General features: G+C 64.2%; 15 protein-coding genes. 10 read left to right on the top strand and 5 right to left on the bottom strand.

The window, feature by feature from the left end; all coding sequences use genetic code 11:
• Nucleotides 1–233: 233 nt before the first annotated feature.
• The 3 genes from DPM35_RS24985 to DPM35_RS24975 form a co-directional block, all read right to left on the bottom strand.
• Entirely contained in the window at nucleotides 234–1667 is a 1434-nt protein-coding gene (locus DPM35_RS24985) for an aldehyde dehydrogenase family protein (protein WP_112129881.1), read from the bottom strand.
• A 164-nt stretch (nucleotides 1668–1831) separates the two neighbouring features.
• Nucleotides 1832–2215: an ACT domain-containing protein gene (locus DPM35_RS24980; protein WP_112130025.1), complete on the bottom strand. Its 384-nt coding sequence runs from the start codon at nucleotides 2213–2215 to the stop codon at nucleotides 1832–1834.
• A gap of 20 nt (nucleotides 2216–2235) precedes the next feature.
• On the bottom strand, nucleotides 2236–2703 hold the full coding sequence (locus DPM35_RS24975) for a GNAT family N-acetyltransferase (protein WP_112129880.1): 468 nt from the start codon (nucleotides 2701–2703) through the stop codon (nucleotides 2236–2238).
• 464 nt (nucleotides 2704–3167) lie between these two features.
• Here DPM35_RS24975 and DPM35_RS24970 point away from each other — a divergent pair, with 464 nt between their 5' ends.
• Nucleotides 3168–4127 (top strand): YeiH family protein, encoded by a 960-nt coding sequence (locus DPM35_RS24970; RefSeq protein ID WP_112130024.1) that lies wholly within the window; start codon nucleotides 3168–3170, stop codon nucleotides 4125–4127.
• 24 nt (nucleotides 4128–4151) lie between these two features.
• On the opposite strand, the gene DPM35_RS24965 is transcribed toward DPM35_RS24970, so the two are convergent.
• Nucleotides 4152–4661: a GAF domain-containing protein gene (locus DPM35_RS24965; protein WP_112129879.1), complete on the bottom strand. Its 510-nt coding sequence runs from the start codon at nucleotides 4659–4661 to the stop codon at nucleotides 4152–4154.
• A gap of 90 nt (nucleotides 4662–4751) precedes the next feature.
• On the opposite strand from DPM35_RS24965, the gene DPM35_RS24960 reads away from it, so the two are divergent.
• The 6 genes from DPM35_RS24960 (at nucleotide 4752) to DPM35_RS24935 (ending at nucleotide 11422) form a co-directional block, all read left to right on the top strand.
• Nucleotides 4752–5180 (top strand): NUDIX hydrolase, encoded by a 429-nt coding sequence (locus tag DPM35_RS24960; protein ID WP_112130023.1) that lies wholly within the window; start codon nucleotides 4752–4754, stop codon nucleotides 5178–5180.
• Nucleotides 5177–6154: a GlxA family transcriptional regulator gene (locus DPM35_RS24955; protein ID WP_112129878.1), complete on the top strand. Its 978-nt coding sequence runs from the start codon at nucleotides 5177–5179 to the stop codon at nucleotides 6152–6154. Before DPM35_RS24960 ends, DPM35_RS24955 begins: the two co-directional genes overlap by 4 nt.
• A 276-nt stretch (nucleotides 6155–6430) precedes the next feature.
• Nucleotides 6431–7729 carry a M24 family metallopeptidase gene (locus DPM35_RS24950; protein WP_112129877.1) on the top strand — a complete coding sequence of 433 codons (1299 nt, stop codon included), beginning with the start codon at nucleotides 6431–6433 and terminating at the stop codon, nucleotides 7727–7729.
• A gap of 27 nt (nucleotides 7730–7756) precedes the next feature.
• Complete coding sequence (locus DPM35_RS24945) at nucleotides 7757–8434, top strand: isochorismatase family protein (protein ID WP_112129876.1); 678 nt, start codon at nucleotides 7757–7759, stop codon at nucleotides 8432–8434.
• A 5-nt stretch (nucleotides 8435–8439) separates the two neighbouring features.
• Nucleotides 8440–9432: an alpha/beta hydrolase gene (locus DPM35_RS24940; protein WP_112129875.1), complete on the top strand. Its 993-nt coding sequence runs from the start codon at nucleotides 8440–8442 to the stop codon at nucleotides 9430–9432.
• 349 nt (nucleotides 9433–9781) lie between these two features.
• Nucleotides 9782–11422, top strand: coding sequence for an ABC transporter substrate-binding protein (locus DPM35_RS24935; RefSeq protein WP_112129874.1), 1641 nt, complete (start codon nucleotides 9782–9784; stop codon nucleotides 11420–11422).
• A 63-nt stretch (nucleotides 11423–11485) separates the two neighbouring features.
• Here the strand turns inward: DPM35_RS24935 and DPM35_RS24930 are convergent, their stop codons facing one another.
• Nucleotides 11486–12544 (bottom strand): LacI family DNA-binding transcriptional regulator, encoded by a 1059-nt coding sequence (locus DPM35_RS24930; RefSeq protein ID WP_112129873.1) that lies wholly within the window; start codon nucleotides 12542–12544, stop codon nucleotides 11486–11488.
• Between the two features lie 203 nt (nucleotides 12545–12747).
• On the opposite strand from DPM35_RS24930, the gene DPM35_RS24925 reads away from it, so the two are divergent.
• The 3 genes from DPM35_RS24925 (at nucleotide 12748) to DPM35_RS24915 (ending at nucleotide 16385) form a co-directional block, all read left to right on the top strand.
• On the top strand, nucleotides 12748–13584 hold the full coding sequence (locus DPM35_RS24925; RefSeq protein WP_112129872.1) for an ABC transporter substrate-binding protein: 837 nt from the start codon (nucleotides 12748–12750) through the stop codon (nucleotides 13582–13584).
• Nucleotides 13585–13684: 100 nt separating this feature from the next.
• Nucleotides 13685–15205: an amino acid ABC transporter permease/ATP-binding protein gene (locus tag DPM35_RS33140; protein ID WP_112129871.1), complete on the top strand. Its 1521-nt coding sequence runs from the start codon at nucleotides 13685–13687 to the stop codon at nucleotides 15203–15205.
• Between the two features lie 55 nt (nucleotides 15206–15260).
• Entirely contained in the window at nucleotides 15261–16385 is a 1125-nt protein-coding gene (locus tag DPM35_RS24915; protein WP_112129870.1) for an NAD(P)/FAD-dependent oxidoreductase, read from the top strand.
• Nucleotides 16386–16463: the final 78 nt, after the last annotated feature.

The raw sequence follows: 16463 nt of genomic DNA, 5'->3' as shown, positions 1-16463 counted from the left end.
TGTTTCGAGGTGGCGCGGCGGCTGCCGCTCGCCCTCGTACACTCTTCCCACAAGCGGCACCAGCCACCTGGATTCGAGCCCCTGCCGCCTAGTTCCTCTGTGACGCCGCCGTGCACGGGATTGTCTCCAGGCCAAAGCGGCATCGACCGAAATGAGAAAGGCGCGGCCGAGACCGCGCCCCTATCCAAGTTGCTTCTGAGTCGTCGTTTTCTGGCTGCGGACCCGCGAGCCCCCTACTCTGCAGCCTCGTACCCCGCGATGCCCTTGATCTCGAGGAAATCCTCCAGGCCGTATTCGGCATATTCGCGGCCATTGCCGGACTGCTTGTAGCCGCCGAAGGGCAGGCCTGCGTCCCAGGTGGGGTAGTTAATGTAGACATTGCCGGAGCGCATGCGCGCAGCGACGTCGCGCGCCTTCTCAATGTCCTTGGCCTGGATGTAGGACGCAAGGCCATAAACCGTGTCGTTGGCCTGCTCGACCGCCTGCTCGACCGTGTCGTAAGGCATGATCGACAGCACCGGCCCGAAGATCTCCTCCCTGGCGATGCGCATGTCATGCGTGACGTTGGCGAAAACGGTCGGGCGGACGTAGTAGCCGCGGTTAAGCTCGGCCGGACGGCCGGGGCCGCCGGCGACCAGCGTGGCGCCTTCGTCGATGCCGCTCTGGATCAAACCTTGAATCTTGTCGAACTGGATCTGGCTGACCACCGGGCCGAGTTTGGACGCGGGCGCGTCGGCCGGGCCGACGGTGAACTTCTCCGCCGCCTTCTTCGCATAGCCGGCCGCCTCGTCATGCCGGTCGCGCGGCACGAACATGCGGGTCGGCGCGTTGCATGACTGGCCGCTGTTGCCGAAGCAGCCGGCGACGCCCTTGGTGACGGCCCGCTCCAGATCGACATCGGGGAACAGGATGTTGGCCGACTTGCCGCCGAGTTCCTGGTGCACGCGCTTGACCGTATCGGCGGCCGCCTTGGCGACCAGGATGCCGGCGCGGGTCGAGCCGGTGAAGGACATCATGTCGACATCGGGATGGCTGGCCAGAGCCTGGCCGACGCCCGGACCGTCGCCGTTGACGAGGTTGAACACGCCCTTTGGCACGCCGGCCTCGTCGATGATCTCGGCGAAGATGATGGCGTCGAGCGGCGCGATCTCGGACGGCTTGAGCACCATGGTGCAGCCGGCGGCAAGCGCCGGGCCGACCTTGCAGGTGATCTGGTTGAGCGGCCAGTTCCATGGTGTGATCAGGCCGACGACACCGATCGGCTCTTTCACGATCAGGGACGATCCCTTGATGTGGCGGAATTGGAAGCTCTTCAGCACCTCGGCCATCTTTTCCAGATGCGCCTGGCCGACGCCAACCTGGCTGTCCAGCGCCATCTGGCGCGGCGCGCCCATCTCGCGCGAGACGGCGAGCGCAAGGTCCTTGCTGCGCTTCTTGTAGATATCGATGACGCGGTTGAGGATATCGAGCCGCTCCTCGACCGAGGTGAAGCCGAACGTGGCGAAGGCGCGTTTGGCGGCGGCCACGGCCTTGTCGACATCGGCCTTGGAACCCAGCGAAATCTGCGCGAAAGCGTCTTCGTTCGACGGGTCGATGACGTCGAGCGTCTTCGGCACGACCGGATCGACCCAGGCGCCGTCGATATAGAACTGCAGATTATGGGACATGATTTTCCTCTTCGGCCAGCCGTGGGTGCTCGATTGTGGTGGATTGGGTCGTCGTATACCGCCAGAGATAACGATGCCGCAAGCGCCCTGTCAAACGCAAGCGCGGGCGATTGAGCCAGTCGTCCGTTGAGCCTGAGGGATTGGCCGAAGCCGACCGGGACGGACTATAGCAGCGTATGTCCAGCGTCACCCAGCAGCCGCACCGCCGCAGCCTGATCAGTAGCCTTCACCAGCAGGTGGTCGCCATCGAAGGTGGACACCACGAAGATGCCCAGGCCGTTCTCCGACAGTGGCCGAATGACCGACAGCACGATGCCGGTTTCGCCAAACGCGAAAGGCCCTTCGAATTTGAAGGCAACCCAGTCGCGATCCTGCCTGACGGTATCCGCAACGCGGTCCTGCAGGCAGGTGATCGAAAGCTCGTCCTCGGTTCTGGTGATGCTGACGAAGCCCGGCCCGTCCGCCCAATCGGGAATGCCGTGTCCGGCTTCCAGCCGCGCAATCGCGTATAGGCCGTGTAGCTGCTTCAGCCTGATCCTGGCAGCGATTGTCACACTTCGATTGCCGGTCATCCCGCGATCCTCTTGCTCATATAAACGGTCGTGCCGTTCATGAACGGCTCTTCCCGGTCGACCGAATAGCCCTGTCTCTTGTAGAGCGACACATTCGCCTCGAACGCGCCGTTGGTCAGCAGGCGAAGCTCATGGCGCCCGGCCTCGCGCGCCTTGCCCTCCGCCCGCTGCAGCAACAGCCGGCCGATCCCTTTGCCCTGCGCCTCCGGCGCGACGCAGACATTCTCGATCCAGAGATGGTCGTCATGCGCGATGGTTTCGATCAGGCCGACGATGCGTTTGTCCTCGATGGCGAGGTCGAATGGATGCTCGGCGACAGCCTTGTCGTAGTCGGCGCGCATCGGCAGCGGCTCGCGGCCGATCACCGGCACCCACTTGGCATAGGCGGCGCGCACGATGTCGCGGATGGCGGCGGCATCCGCCGCATCGGCCGCCCGAAACCGGATGGAAGAATCTATGGTCATTGCAAGGCTCCAGACATGAAAAATCCCGCCGGCTGAAGTCGCGGGCGGGGCAGGAAACGAACGAACCGGATCTATCGTGTCGGGTTTTATCGTCGCGCTATCAGCCTGCCGCTCCGCACTCGGCGAAGGCGGCGTCGCTTGGCACTGGCGAGCGCGAAGGTGGACATCGCGGCAAGCTGGAGGAGGAACCGGCAAGCGTCAAGTCTCGGCCGGTGTCGGTCATTAGGCCAACGCATTGGCTGGCCAACCCGTTGGCACATCGCTGATCGTTCGTAAAAATCGATCATTATAACTTGAATAATTCGTTGGAAAGATTGGTTCTGGAATGGCATTCCGGCGACAGAATTGCCTGGAGAATTCGATTGTCTTTCCTGCCTGCCACCGCGAACGATCTTCCAAGTCGCCTGAACTCGATTGCAGCAGAGCGCAAGCGCCCTGCCCTGACCGCGATCCCGGCCGGCATCATGCCGGGAATCGTGCTGGTGGCGATGATCACCAGCGTCGCCTACTCGGCGCGCGGCTTCTCCGGCCTCACCTTGTTCAGCCCGATGATCCTCGCCGTCGTGGCCGGCATGATCTATTCCAACGTGCTCGGCATGCCGGCCCATGCCAAGGCCGGCATCGCCTTCTCGCAAAAGCGCCTGCTGCGCTTCGCCATCGTGCTGCTCGGCTTCCAGCTCACGCTCGGCCAGGTGGCGGGCATCGGCCTTGGCGGCGTCGGCATCGTCGCCGGCACGCTCGGCGCCACCTTCCTTTTCACCGTCACGCTCGGCCGGCTGATCGGCGTGGACGCCAAGCTCGCGCAACTCATCGCCGCCGGCACCTCGATCTGCGGCGCCTCGGCAATCGTCGCCACCAACATCGTCACCGACGCGCGCGACGAGGACGTCACCTATGCGGTTGCCGCGATCACGCTGTTCGGCACCATCGCCATGCTCGGCTTCCCGCTGCTGGCACCCGTGTTTGCGCTCGACCAGCATGCTTTCGGCCTGTGGGCAGGCGCCTCGATCCACGAGGTGGCGCAGGTGATCGGCGCCGGCTTCCAGAACGGCACGCTCTCCGGCGAGACCGCCACGGTCGCCAAGCTGACCCGCGTCGCCATGCTGGCGCCGATGGTGGTCGCGCTCGGCCTGATGGCGCGCCGCGGCGGCGCCGATGCTTCCGGCGCAAAGCCGCCGATGCCCTGGTTCGTCGCGGCCTTTGTGGCCGTCGTGGCGCTGAACAGCCTGGTCGCGATCCCGGCACAGATCCATTCGGCAATCGCTTTGGCCGCGCAGATCATGTTGACCATGGGCCTCGCCGCCATGGGCCTGCAGGCCGATATTTCGGAGCTTCGCTCGCGCGGCCTGCGGCCTCTGCTACTGGCCTTCTCGGCCTTCATCTTCATCGGCTGCTTCAGCCTGATGCTGGTGAAGTTCGCATAAGCCAGGCCGGGTCGGCCTCACATCTCAGTGCCCGTCGTCGTCCTCGAACTCGCACGCCGCGACATAGATCGCGGCGAGCTTCTCGATACCGGCCTGGTCCTCCTTGTCAAAGCGGCCGGGCAGCGGGCTGTCGAGGTCGAGCACGCCGAAGGCGCCTTCGGCATCGCGCAACAGCACCACCAGTTCCGAACGTGAATCGGCATCGCAGGCGATGTGGCCGGGAAATTCGTTGACGTCCTTGACCAGCATCGACATGTCGAGTTCGATGGCCTTGCCGCAGACGCCCTTGCCGACGGCGATGCGCACGCAGGCCGGCTTGCCCTGGAAGGGGCCTAGCACCAGCTCGTCCTCGGAGGCGAGGAAATAAAAGCCCGCCCAGTTGAGGTCGGGCACCATCTGGTAGATCAGCGCCGCCGTGTTGGCGGCATTGGCGACGGAATCGCCCTCGCCTTCCAACAGCGCTTTCAGTTGCGCTGCCAACTCCTTGTAGAAGGCCGGCTTGTCCTTGGTGTCGATGGCGGTTGCCGCGAACATCGTATTGTCTCTCCGTTGCAAGCCGGCGGCGCGGCCAGCTACAGTTCATCTCTCTCTGCCACCAAAACCGCCGCCGGGAAACAGCCTATCGTGACTTGCAGCCATTCCAGAACAGTGACGGCCAGGACGATCCGTATCGCCGCCGCCATCATCCGCGACGACGGCGGCAGGTTGCTGCTGGTGCGCAAGCGCGGCACAAAAGCCTTCATGCAGGCCGGCGGCAAGATCGAGCCGGGTGAGTTGCCGGCCGCAGCCCTGGCGCGCGAATTGCGCGAGGAGTTGGGCATCGTCGTTGACGCGGGCGCTGCCTCGCATCTCGGCTCGTTTTCCGCGCCCGCCGCCAACGAGCCGGACGCCCATGTCGAGGCCGAACTGTTCGAACTCTCCATCACCGGCGAGCCGATCCCGGCGGCCGAGATCGAGGAGATGATCTGGTTCAACCCGGAGACGGAGGCCGGCATCGAACTCGCGCCGCTGACCGCAACTTTCGTCTTGCCGCGTTACGGCCGCCAGCCATGAATTCACGCAACGTGGAAAAACAGGCGGCGGGCGGAGCGCCCCTCACCTTCGCCGTGCTGGTCTTTCCCGGCTTTCCGATGATGGCGTTTTCCTCCGTCATCGAACCATTGCGCGCCGTCAACATCCTTGCGAAGCGCGAGTGCTATCGCTGGGTGATCGTCGGCGCCAATCCGGGCACGGTCGAAGCTTCGAACGGCGTCTTCATCCAGCCAGGCTTTTCCGCGGCGGACGCGCCGAAGGTCGACCGCATCGTGGTGTGCTCCGGCGGCGATGCCGATCATGTCGTGGCCGATGAGGCGATGAGCTGGATCCGCAGAAGCCTGCGCGCCGGCGCGCATATCGGCGCTGTCGCGGACGCCGCCTTCTTCCTCGCCCGCGCGGGCTTGCTCGACGGCCATGCCTGCACCTTGCATTGGACCAGCCAGGCCGCCTTCACCGAGGCTTTTCCCGATATCGAGCTTCGGCGCGATCTCTTCGTCATCGACCGCAAGCGGTTCACCTCCGCGGGCGGCGTTGGCAGTCTCGACATGATGCTGGAGATCATCACGCGCGACTACGGCGCCGAACTCGCGGCGGGGGTGGCGGAATGGTTCGTGCACTCGCCGCTGCGGTCGAGCGTCGACCGCAAGCTGATGCCGCTCAGGCTGCGCACCGGCGTTCAAAACGAACTGGTGCTGTCGGCCATCGCCATCATGGAGGACGCGGTCGAGGAAAGGCTCGGCATGACCGAACTGGCGGAACAGCTCGGTGTGTCGCCCGACAAGCTCGAGCGCAATTTCCGCGCCGAGCTGGATATCTCACCCAACGGCTACTACCGGCGGCTCAGGCTCAAGCGCGCCGCCGACCTCTTGGCGCATTCGACGCTGATGGTGCGCGATGTCGCGCTCGCTTGCGGCTTTGCCTCGATGTCGAGCTTTGCCCGGGCGTTTCGCGAGGAGCATGGGCACGCGCCGAAGGCGATGAGGAGGCATTAGGTAATGGAATCGCACAGGCCCCTCTCCTTCGTCATCCCAGGGCGTAGCGACGCGCGATGCAGAACTGGCAGCGGCCACGCCAGCGAGGATCTTCTGCACCGCTGCGTTCTCTGGCCGACATAACGGCATAGATTCTAGCGTCTGCGCGCGTCGCTTCGCTCGTTGCTCCGCCCTAGAATGACGAAGTCGTTAGTGCGGTGCCCAGCATAACATCTGCGGAATTCCGCACAGCGATCCTGCGGCGCCCGGCTATGTTCTCCGCAACAGGAGATCCCCATGAGCATCGTGGTATTCGACCCGGACAGCACCGAGGATGTGGACTTCAAGGACCGGATGCGCCATCCGGCCGCGGCCGATCCTGCCGGCGGCATGTGGTTGTCCGACACCGAGCCGTCCTTCATCGATGCGGATGCGCTGCGTAAGGGGCGCCTTACCAAGCTGCGCTCCTGGATGCGCGAGGCGGGCTATGGCGGCGTCGTGCTGTTCGATCCCTACAACCAGCGCTACGCCACCGGCTCGCGCAATATGTTCGGCTATTTCCTGCGCAACTCGACCCGCTATTTCTTCATCCCGACCGAAGGGCCGATCGTGCTGTTCGAATATCCGCAGAGCTACCATGTCTCGATGGTGCTCGACACGATCGACGAGGCGCGGCCGTCGAAGCTGGTCTGGTCATCGGTCTCCGGCCGCGACGACGAGACCGCCGGGCCGTTCGCCGATGAGATCACCGAGCTTCTGAAAAAACATGGCGGCGGGTCGATGAAGCTTGGGCTCGACCGCTGCAGCCACCTGCAGGCGCTGGCGCTCGAAAAGCGCGGCTGCGAGGTGAAGGACTGCCAAGGCGAGATCCTGGCCGTGCGCGCGGTGAAGACGCCCGAGGAAGTGAAATGCCTGCAGGCTTCGATGGCCGGCGCCGAGGCCGCTGTGGCGGCGGTGCGTGAGGCCATCAAGCCGGGCGTTTCCGAAAACGAGCTCTTCGCCATCATGTATCACGAGGTGATCCGCCAAGGCGGCGAGTTTATCGAGACCCGGCTGCTCACCTCCGGACAGCGCACCAATCCGTGGTTCAACGAGGCGAGCGGACGCAAGATCAGGCCGGGCGAGTTGGTCGCGCTCGATACCGATACGATCGGCTGCTACGGCTACTATTCCGACTTCTCGCGCACCTTCCGCTGCGGGCCGGGCAAACCGACGCCCTACCAGAAGTCGCTCTACCGCATGGCGCATGACCAGGTGCAGCACAATATCGGCATCGTGAAGCCCGGCATGGCTTTCCGTGAGATCGCCGAGAAGGCGTGGAAAATCCCGGACCGTTTTGTGGACCAGCGCTACACCTCGGTCATGCACGGCGTCGGCATGCATGGCGAGACGCCCTTCATCGCCCACTCGATGGACTACGAGACCTATGGCCGCGACGGCATCATCGTGCCCGGCATGGTGGTGAGCGTGGAGAGTTATATCGGCGAGAAGGGCGGCCGCGAGGGCGTCAAGCTGGAGGACGAGATTCTGATCACCGAGACCGGGACGGAGCTGCTTTCGCGGTTTCCGTATGAGGACGAGTTTCTTGACAAGTAGCGCCCACGTACCGACAGCACATTCCGCATGAAAACGCCTATCTCCATCCGGCGCGGCACCGTTGCCGCGGTGTTCATCGATCTCCAGGAGGAGCATCGCAAGGACAGACGCTATCTGGTCGAAGGCTTTGGCGACATCCTCGCCAACGTCCAGCGCCTGCAGGAGGCGGCGCGGCGCAATTTCGTGCCGCTTTACCACTGGGCCTATATCGTCGATCTCGCGGCGGCGCGGCCGTTCCATCCCGTCGATAGGAGCGGCAAGTCGGCTTTCTCCGACAAGGACGATCCGCTGACGGCGATCTGCCATGAGGTGGCGCCGCAAACCGGCGAAGCCACCCTGGTCAAGCAGGAAGCCAGCGCCTTCGGCAAGAACGATTTTGCCGACAAGCTCAAGGCGTCCGGCATCGAATGGCTGGTGATTGCCGGCGTCTGGACCGAGGCCTGCATCGACGCCACGGTGAAGGATGCGGTGGCGCTTGGGTTTCGCGTGCTTTTGGTCAAGGATGCCTGCGGCAGCGCCAGTGCAGCCATGCACCAGACCGGCATCCTCAACCTCGCCAACCGGCTCTATGGCGGCGCAGTCACCAACACGCTCGACGCCTGCCGGCTGATGGCCGGCGACACGGTCAGTGTCTGGCAGGTCGAGGGTTCGGTGCCGCTGCGCTTCACCTTCGAGAACGCGGCGCAGCTCTACGCCGAGCTCTGACGGCGATGACCAGCGCCCCAGCCGATCTGGCGGCGAGCCGCGGCAAATATGCCGACCGGCTCGACCCGGAGCTCTGGGACTATATCGACAAGGTCAACAGCTGGTACCCGCCGGAGATCGTTGCCGCACCCATACCCGAGCAGCGCGCCGTCTATGACCGGATGTGCGTGGCGTTTCACCAGGGCCGTCCTGAAGGTGTGACCACCAGCGACGGCATCGTCGCCACGGCGCATCCGATTCCGGTCCGCCGCTATCGGATGGCGCGCAAGGCGGTGGCGGTCGTCGTCTACTATCACGGCGGCGGCTTCGTCCTCGGCGACCTCGACAGCCATGACGACATCTGCGCCGAAATCTGCGCCGGCACCGGTTTCGAAGTGGTCTCGGCCGACTACCGTCTGGCGCCGGAGTATCTGCATCCGGCCTCCTTCAACGATGCGCTGGCCGTGTTCGAATGGGTCGCTGCGACCAGCGCGTTGCCGATCGTGCTTTGCGGCGAAAGCGCCGGCGGCAACCTGGCCGCGGCGGTGGCGCAGGCGACCCGCCGCCATCCCCGGCACGCGAACGGGCAGATGTTGATCTACCCCGGCCTCGGCGGCGACGAGAGCGGGCGCTCTTATGTTGAGCATGCCGATGCGCCGCTGCTCAGCGTAAGCGACATCGAGTTCTACCGGCATATCCGCTCCTCGTCCGGGCAGTCGCCTGACGATCCCACCTTTTTGCCGCTCAGAGATCGCGACTTTTCTGGTCTGCCACCAACGATCATCGTCACCGCCGAATGCGACCCGCTGTCGTCGGACGGGGAGGCCTATCGCGACCGCATCCTTGCCGCCGGCGGACAAGCGTGGTGGCGCGAGGAGAGGCGGCTGGTGCACTCCTTCCTGCGCGCCCGCGCGGCGGTGCCGCGAGCGGCGGAGGCGTTTGCGAGGATCATCGAAGACATCAAAAGGCTGGGCGCCATCTCCCCTTTGGTGGGGGAGAAAGCGATTTCAACATCTTAGCAAAGCTAAGTGTTGGAAATCGCAAGAGAGGGGGCACTGCGCCCCACGAGGAAAGGCTGGGGCCCTATGAAAAGGCGGCTTCTGCGCCCTACGAAATCCCCTCTCTTGGATTTTCTATGACTTAGCCTTCGCAAGAGCTCCGGCTAAGACCGTGAAAATTCATTCTCCCCCACAGGGGGGGAGACAGGCGCGCTGCGCCCTGCGGAACGGCGCACAAGAACTGCGGAAAACCAAACATTTCACTGCCGAAAGCAGACCTATCATCGCCCAGCAGGCAATGGCGCCCCGGCGGTCGCATCCGCCCCCGCGCCTGGCGATCCCGGGGCGCCCAACAACAGAGGGAACGACGATGAAATTCATGCTGACCGATAGGAAACTGCACCCGCGTGCCAAGCCGGTCGCCGACGACTTCAAGAAGGGCGAAATCAGCCGGCGCGAATATCTGGCGCTGATGGCCGGCTTTGGCGTCAGCGCCGCCGGCGCGATGGCGCTGGGCGGCATTACCCCCTCGCCTGCCCGGGCCGCCGAGCCGAAAAAGGGCGGCGTGCTGCGCGTCGCCATGAACGTCAAAGGTTTCAAGGATCCGCGCACCTTCGACGGCGTCGAGATGTCGAATGTCGCCCGCCAGTGCAACGAATATCTGGTGCGCTGGAACACCGACTTCTCCTTCGAGCCGTGGCTGCTGGAAAGCTGGGAAACCAGCGACGACGCCAAGACGATCACGCTGCATGTGCGCAAGGGCATCACCTGGTCGAATGGCGACACATTCAACGCCGACGACGTGATCCACAACCTCAACCGCTGGTGCGATGCCTCGGTCGCCGGCAATTCGGTCGCGGCGCGCATGGGCGCGCTGGTCAATGCCGACACCAAGAAGCCGGTCGATGGCGGCATCCAGAAGGTTGACGATTACACCGTCAAGCTCAACCTGCCCAAGCCAGACATCTCGCTGATTGCCGGCATGGCGGACTATCCGGCGCTGATCATGCACCGCTCGTATGAGGGCGATGCCGACCCGAAGAAGGCTTTGGCCATCACCACCGGCCCGTGCGAGCTGGTGAGCTGGGACGCCGAGACGGGCGCGGAGGTGAAGCGCAAGGACAAGCCCTGGTGGAAGGGCGAGTTCCATCTCGACGGCATCAAATGGGTCGACTACGGCTCCGATCCCAACGCCATGCTGTCGGCCTTCGAATCCGGCGAGATCGACACCGACCATGAGACCGCGTCGGACGCCGTCTCGCAGACCGAAAAAATGGGCCTGCAGAATTCCGAGATCGCCACCGGCTCGACCATCGTGGCGCGCTTCAATGTCTCCAACGCGCCCTATGACGACGTCAAGGTGCGTCGCGCGGCCCAACTTGCCGTCGACAATGCGGCGGTGCTGAAGCTCGGTCTCGACGGTCGCGGCAAGCCCGCGGACAACCACCATGTCGGCCCCATGCATCCGGAATTCGCCGATATCGGCCCGGCCAAGCGCGATGTCGAACAGGCCAAGAAGCTGATCGCGGAAGCCGGCAAAGCCGATCATGAATATGAGCTGATCTCGGTCGACATCGAATGGCAGAAGAGCACCGCCGACGCGATCGCGGCGCAGATCCGGGAGGCGGGCCTCAAGATCAAGCGCACCGTGCTGCCGGCCGCGACCTTCTGGAATGACTGGAGCAAATTCCCCTATTCCTGCACCGAATGGCTCGGCCGCCCCCTCGGCGTCCAGGTGCTGGCGTTGGCCTATAAGTCGGGCGCGGCCTGGAACGAAAGCGCCTATGCGAACAAGGAGTTCGACGAGCTTCTCGACAAGGCGCTGGCAATGCCGAACGCCGCGCAGCGCAAGGAGATCATGGCCAAGATCGAGACCAATTTGCGCGATAGCGGCATCATCATCCAGCCCTACTGGCGCTCGGTCTACCGCACCTATCGCAAGGGCGTGCAGGGCTGCGAACAGCACCAGGCGCTCGAGCAGCATTTCGAAAAGGTTTGGCTGGAGAGCTGATCTTCCCAGGACCGAGCGGCCGGCGCGGCGCTCAAAGCCGCGCCGGCCGCCGCTTTTCAGCGCTCAAGCCTCTGACGGGCCGACCGACATCCGTTCGATGATCGTCGTGGGCAGCACGATCCTTTCGGGCGGACGGTCGTCGCCTTTCAGGCGGCGTATCAGCAGTTCAGCGACAGACTTTCCCAGCGCATAGACCGGCTGGTCGATGACGGTGATCGGCGGCGTGGTCACGCTTGTCCAGTCGGCATCGTGGAAGGTGATCAGCGATATGTCTTGAGGGATGCGGAGGCCGCATTCGCGGATCGCCTTGAACAACTCCAGCGCCACGACGCTGTCGGAGGCGAGGATCGCCGTCGGCCGCTCCGCACTTTTGAGCAGGCGCTGCATGAGGGCGTGCGCGCTTTCCGATCGCCCGCTGCCGAAATGGATATTGCGCTCCGCCCCTTCGATGTCCGCCTCGCGGCAACCCTCGATAAAGCCGAGGATGCGCTCGCGCACCGTGGAGGTGTTAATCCTGGACGCAGCGCCGCGAAAGTCCCCCGACAACACCGCCGCGGTGACATAGGCGATCCTTCGATGCCCGGCCTCAGTTAGGATGCGCGTGGCCCGCAGCGCCGCATTGCGGTCGTCGACCGTGACTGTGTCGACGGCAAGCTCCGGCAGGGCGCGGTCGAGCAGCGCCAGCGGGCAAGCGATCTCCTTGAGATGCGCGATCTCGCTGGATTGGGCCGGCGTCACGATCAAGCCGTCGACCTGCTTTGCCAGGAGGACGCGGATCGCATTCTTCTCCGCCTCGACGTCTTCGCCTGAATTGGCGAGTATGACGTTGATGCCCGACAAGCGCGCCACGTCGCTGATGCCGCGCACGGCAAGCGAGAAGAACGGGTTCTCGATATCGCCGACGACCACACCGATGCTGCCGGAACGCCCCGTCGTCATGCTGCGCGCGAGCTCGTTCGGCCGGTAGTCGAGCGCCCTGGCGGCTTCCAGCACGGCCGCGCGGACCATCTCGCTCACGGTGCCGTAACCGCCCAGCACGCGCGCCGCCGTCGCCTTCGAAACCTTGGCTTCGCGGGCGACGTCGCTGACGGTGACGGAGGGAGCCTTGGATGGGCGCTTCATTTCTTGGAAATCGCTTTCAAATTCGTTGACGGATGGTCGTCGCTGTGCCTACAAATGTCAAGAGACCGGTCTCATCCACAATTGAGACCGGTCTCATATGAAAAAGAGCGCCAAGAGGCGCCGCATCGGAAACCGTGTCGAATTGACCGCCGGGCCTTCTCGAAAGCCAGGCTTGAACCGATCTTCGGAGTGGAGAACAACCGATGAGCATAAGAGGTCTTTTTACAGTGAGCTGCCGGCAGCGCATCGGCTCGGTCTTCTTCGCCATCGCGCTGGCTGCGCTTTCGCTCGCCAAGGCCTGGGCAGCGGACAATCCCTACAATCTCATCGACCCAAAGACGATCAGCGTGGGCACGATGGGCGACGCCAAGCCCTATGCCTTCACCACCGCCGACGGCAAGTTCACTGGGTTCGATCTCGAATTCTTCCTCAACGTGGTGGGCCGGATGGGCTTCAAGCCGGACCAGGTGACCTTCACTGGCCAGGAGTTCTCGGCGCTGATGCCGTCCGTCGCCAACCAGCGCTTCGATGTGGCCGTCGCGGCGATCGGGACGACCGAGAAGCGCAAGCAAACGGTCGACTTTTCCGACGGCTATCTTGCCGGGTATCTGTCCGTGCTGACGTCCGACCCCAAGATCACCAGCGCCGAAGGCCTTGCCGGCAAGCGCCTCGGCGTCGTCCAGGGCACGCTGCAGGAAATCTACGCCACCAAGAACTTTACCCATACCGACCTGGTGAAATTCCCCGACAACAACTCGGCTATCGCCGCGCTCAACAACGGCACGATCGACGGACACTTCCTCGATTATGAGGCGGCCAAACAATATGGCGAGCGCTATCCTTCGCTTAAGATCGCCATCAACATTCCGTCTTTCGACGCGCCGGCTGGTTTCGTTATCCGCAAGGGCAACGACGCTTTTCGCGAGGCGCTGAACAAGGGCATCCACGAAGCCATGCAGGACGGCACCTGGCGCGAGCTCTACCAGAAATGGTTCCCCGGATCGCCCATGCCGGAGCAATATCTCCCCAAGAAGAACTGACCTGCAAACTGCCGCCGGCGCGAATGCCGACGGCCTTCCAGGCAGGCCATGAGCGATCGCGCGACGGGCGATTCCGTCGCCGAGCAAGGCAGGTTGGCGAATGAATTGGTTAGAGAACCTTCAGCGCAGCTTCTTCGATTGGGACGCGATGGCATCGGTGCTGCCGTCGTTGCTCATGGTCGGCTTGAAGAACACGCTGATCCTGGCCGCGGCTTCGACCGTGCTCGGCATCGTCATAGGCATGATCCTTGCGGTCATGGGCATCTCGCGCTCTGCCTGGCTGCGGATTCCGGCGCGCGTCTATACCGACATCTTTCGCGGGCTGCCGGCGATCCTCACCATCCTTTTGATCGGCCAGGGTTTTGCCCGCATCGGCCGCGAGCTGTTCGGCCCCTCGCCTTACCCGCTCGGCGTCGTGGCGCTGAGCCTGATTGCCGGTGCCTATATCGGCGAGATTTTTCGCTCGGGGATCCAGAGCGTCGAGAGCGGTCAGATGGAAGCGTGCCGCGCGCTCTCCATGAGCTATGGCCAGGGCATGCGGCTGATCGTCATTCCGCAGGGCATACGTCGCGTGCTTCCCGCTTTGGTCAATCAGTTCATCGGCAACGTCAAGGATTCCAGCCTCGTCTATTTCCTCGGCCTGCTTGCCTCCGAGCGTGAGATTTTCCGCATCGGCCAAGACCAGGCAGTGGTCACCGGCAATCTGTCGCCGCTGCTTCTGGCCGGCATGTTCTATCTGATCATCACGGTGCCGCTGACCCACGTGGTCAACCACATCGACAACCGTCTGCGGCTAGGCAGGCAGAAACCGGGCGCCGCCGTCAGCGGCCTGGTCGAGGTCGGCGAGTTGAGGGACATGTCGGGCAAGGCCCCGGCAACGGCACGGCCGGCCATCAAGGCCGGCAGCCTCGAGGTGCGCGACCTCGACATGGCCTATGGCGAACTGCAGGTGCTGAAAGAAATAAGGCTCAAGGTCGAGCCGGGGACGGTCACCTGCGTGATCGGTCCATCGGGATCAGGGAAATCGACACTGCTGCGCTGCCTCAACCGGCTGGTCGAGCCCAAGGCCGGTGACGTCCTGCTCGACGGCGAAAGCATTCTGGCGATGCAACCGGAGCAGCTTCGCCGCCGCGTCGGCATGGTGTTCCAGCATTTCAACCTGTTCCCGAACCACACGGCGATCGAGAACGTCATGCTTGCGCTGACCAAGATCAAGGGCATGGCGGGAAGCCAGGCACGGCGTTTGGCCGAAGCGCAGCTTGCCGAAGTGGGCCTTGCCGCCCGCGCGGACTACCGGCCGAGCCGTCTCTCCGGCGGCCAGCAGCAGCGCGTGGCGATCGCCCGCGCGCTGGCCATGGACCCCGAAGTCATCCTCTTCGACGAGGTGACCAGCGCGCTCGACCCCGAACTGGTCAAAGGCGTGCTCAACCTTATGGCCGACCTCGGCCGGCGCGGCATGACGATGATCGTCGTCACCCATGAGATGGGGTTCGCGCGCAAGGTGGCCGACCAGGTCGCCTTCATGGACGAGGGTCGCATCGTCGAGGTCGGCCCGCCGGCGGAGATATTCGACCGGCCGAAAAGCCCAAGACTCCGGCAATTTCTCGCCGAGGTGCTGTGAGCGATGCCGCCTCGCCCTCTCCCAAGCCAAAGCCCGATCATCGAAAGCTGCAGTCATGACTGAAAAATCCGCCCTCAAGGTCGCCGTCATCGGCGCCGGCATCTTCGGCGTCTCAACCGCCGTTCATCTCGCCCGGCTCGGCGCGCAAGTGACGATCGTTAGCGACGGGCCGGTCGCCAGCGGCGCGTCGTCGCGCTCACTCGCCTGGCTCAACTCCGCGCGAAAACGCTCGGCCGCCTACCATGCGCTGCGCATCGCGGGCCTCGACCGCTACCGGAAGTTCGCGGCCGGGCAGGATTGCCGCGCCTGGCTGCGGCTTGACGGCGGGCTCACCTGGGACGCCGACAATGCGGCCAACCAGATCGAGGAAATCTTCCGCCACGAACAGGCGATCGGTTACGAGACGCGGCTGCTCGCACCCGCCGAGATCGCCGCCGTCACGCCAGGCATCGACGCAAAGGCTGTTTCTCGCCAAGGCGCCATCTTCAATGCCGGCGAAGGCTGGGTCGATCTGCCATCGCTCATCGGCCTGCTGCTGCGGGAGTTCGGCGAACGCGGCGGGCGGATTGTCACCGATGCCGGCGCTGCCGATGTTGTTCTTGCCAATGGCCGGGCGACCGGCGTGAGGACCTCCTCCGGCCTGGCTATCGATGCCGACGCCGTCGTGGTCGCGACCGGCCCGGCGGTGCCGGCCATGGCGGCAAAAGCAGGCCGGCGCATTGGTGACGGCACGACGCGCGCGCTGCTCCTCTTCAGCAAGCCAGTCCGCCATCCGCTGCGCGCCGTGCTCAACACGCCGCGTGTCGCCATCCGGCCGACCCCCAACGGCGGTTTCGCGCTCGACTCGGCCTGGTCCGAGGAAGAAGTCATTGTGCGCGGCGACGGCAGCTACGAGGCCAAGCCATCGACGATCGCGGGCCTGCTCGAAGAGGCCTCCAAGGTGCTGGAAGGCAATCCGAAACTGGCGCTGGAAAGCCATCACATGGGACCGAAGCCGATACCGGCCGATGGCGAACCGGTGATCGGCCAGCTGGCCGGCATTCCCGGCTACAACGTCGTCTTCAGCCATAGCGGCGCCACGCTCGGTCTCATCGCGGGCGAATTGCTGGCGGACGAGATCGTCAGCGGCGAGCCCAGTCCGTTGCTTGAGCCGTTTCGTCCCGCGCGGTTCGACGGTTGAGAAGCCGTTTGCCAAGCCCGCGTCTTTCGGCACAGATTGTGCGTGGCCGGTTTTCGCCGGCTCGAATGCGAGAAACGA

The organism is Mesorhizobium atlanticum (assembly GCF_003289965.1).
In the GTDB taxonomy this organism is placed as follows: Bacteria; Pseudomonadota; Alphaproteobacteria; order Rhizobiales; family Rhizobiaceae; genus Mesorhizobium; species Mesorhizobium atlanticum.
The sequence above is the reverse complement of the archived record's forward strand: the minus strand, read 5'-3'. Positions and strand labels throughout refer to the sequence as shown.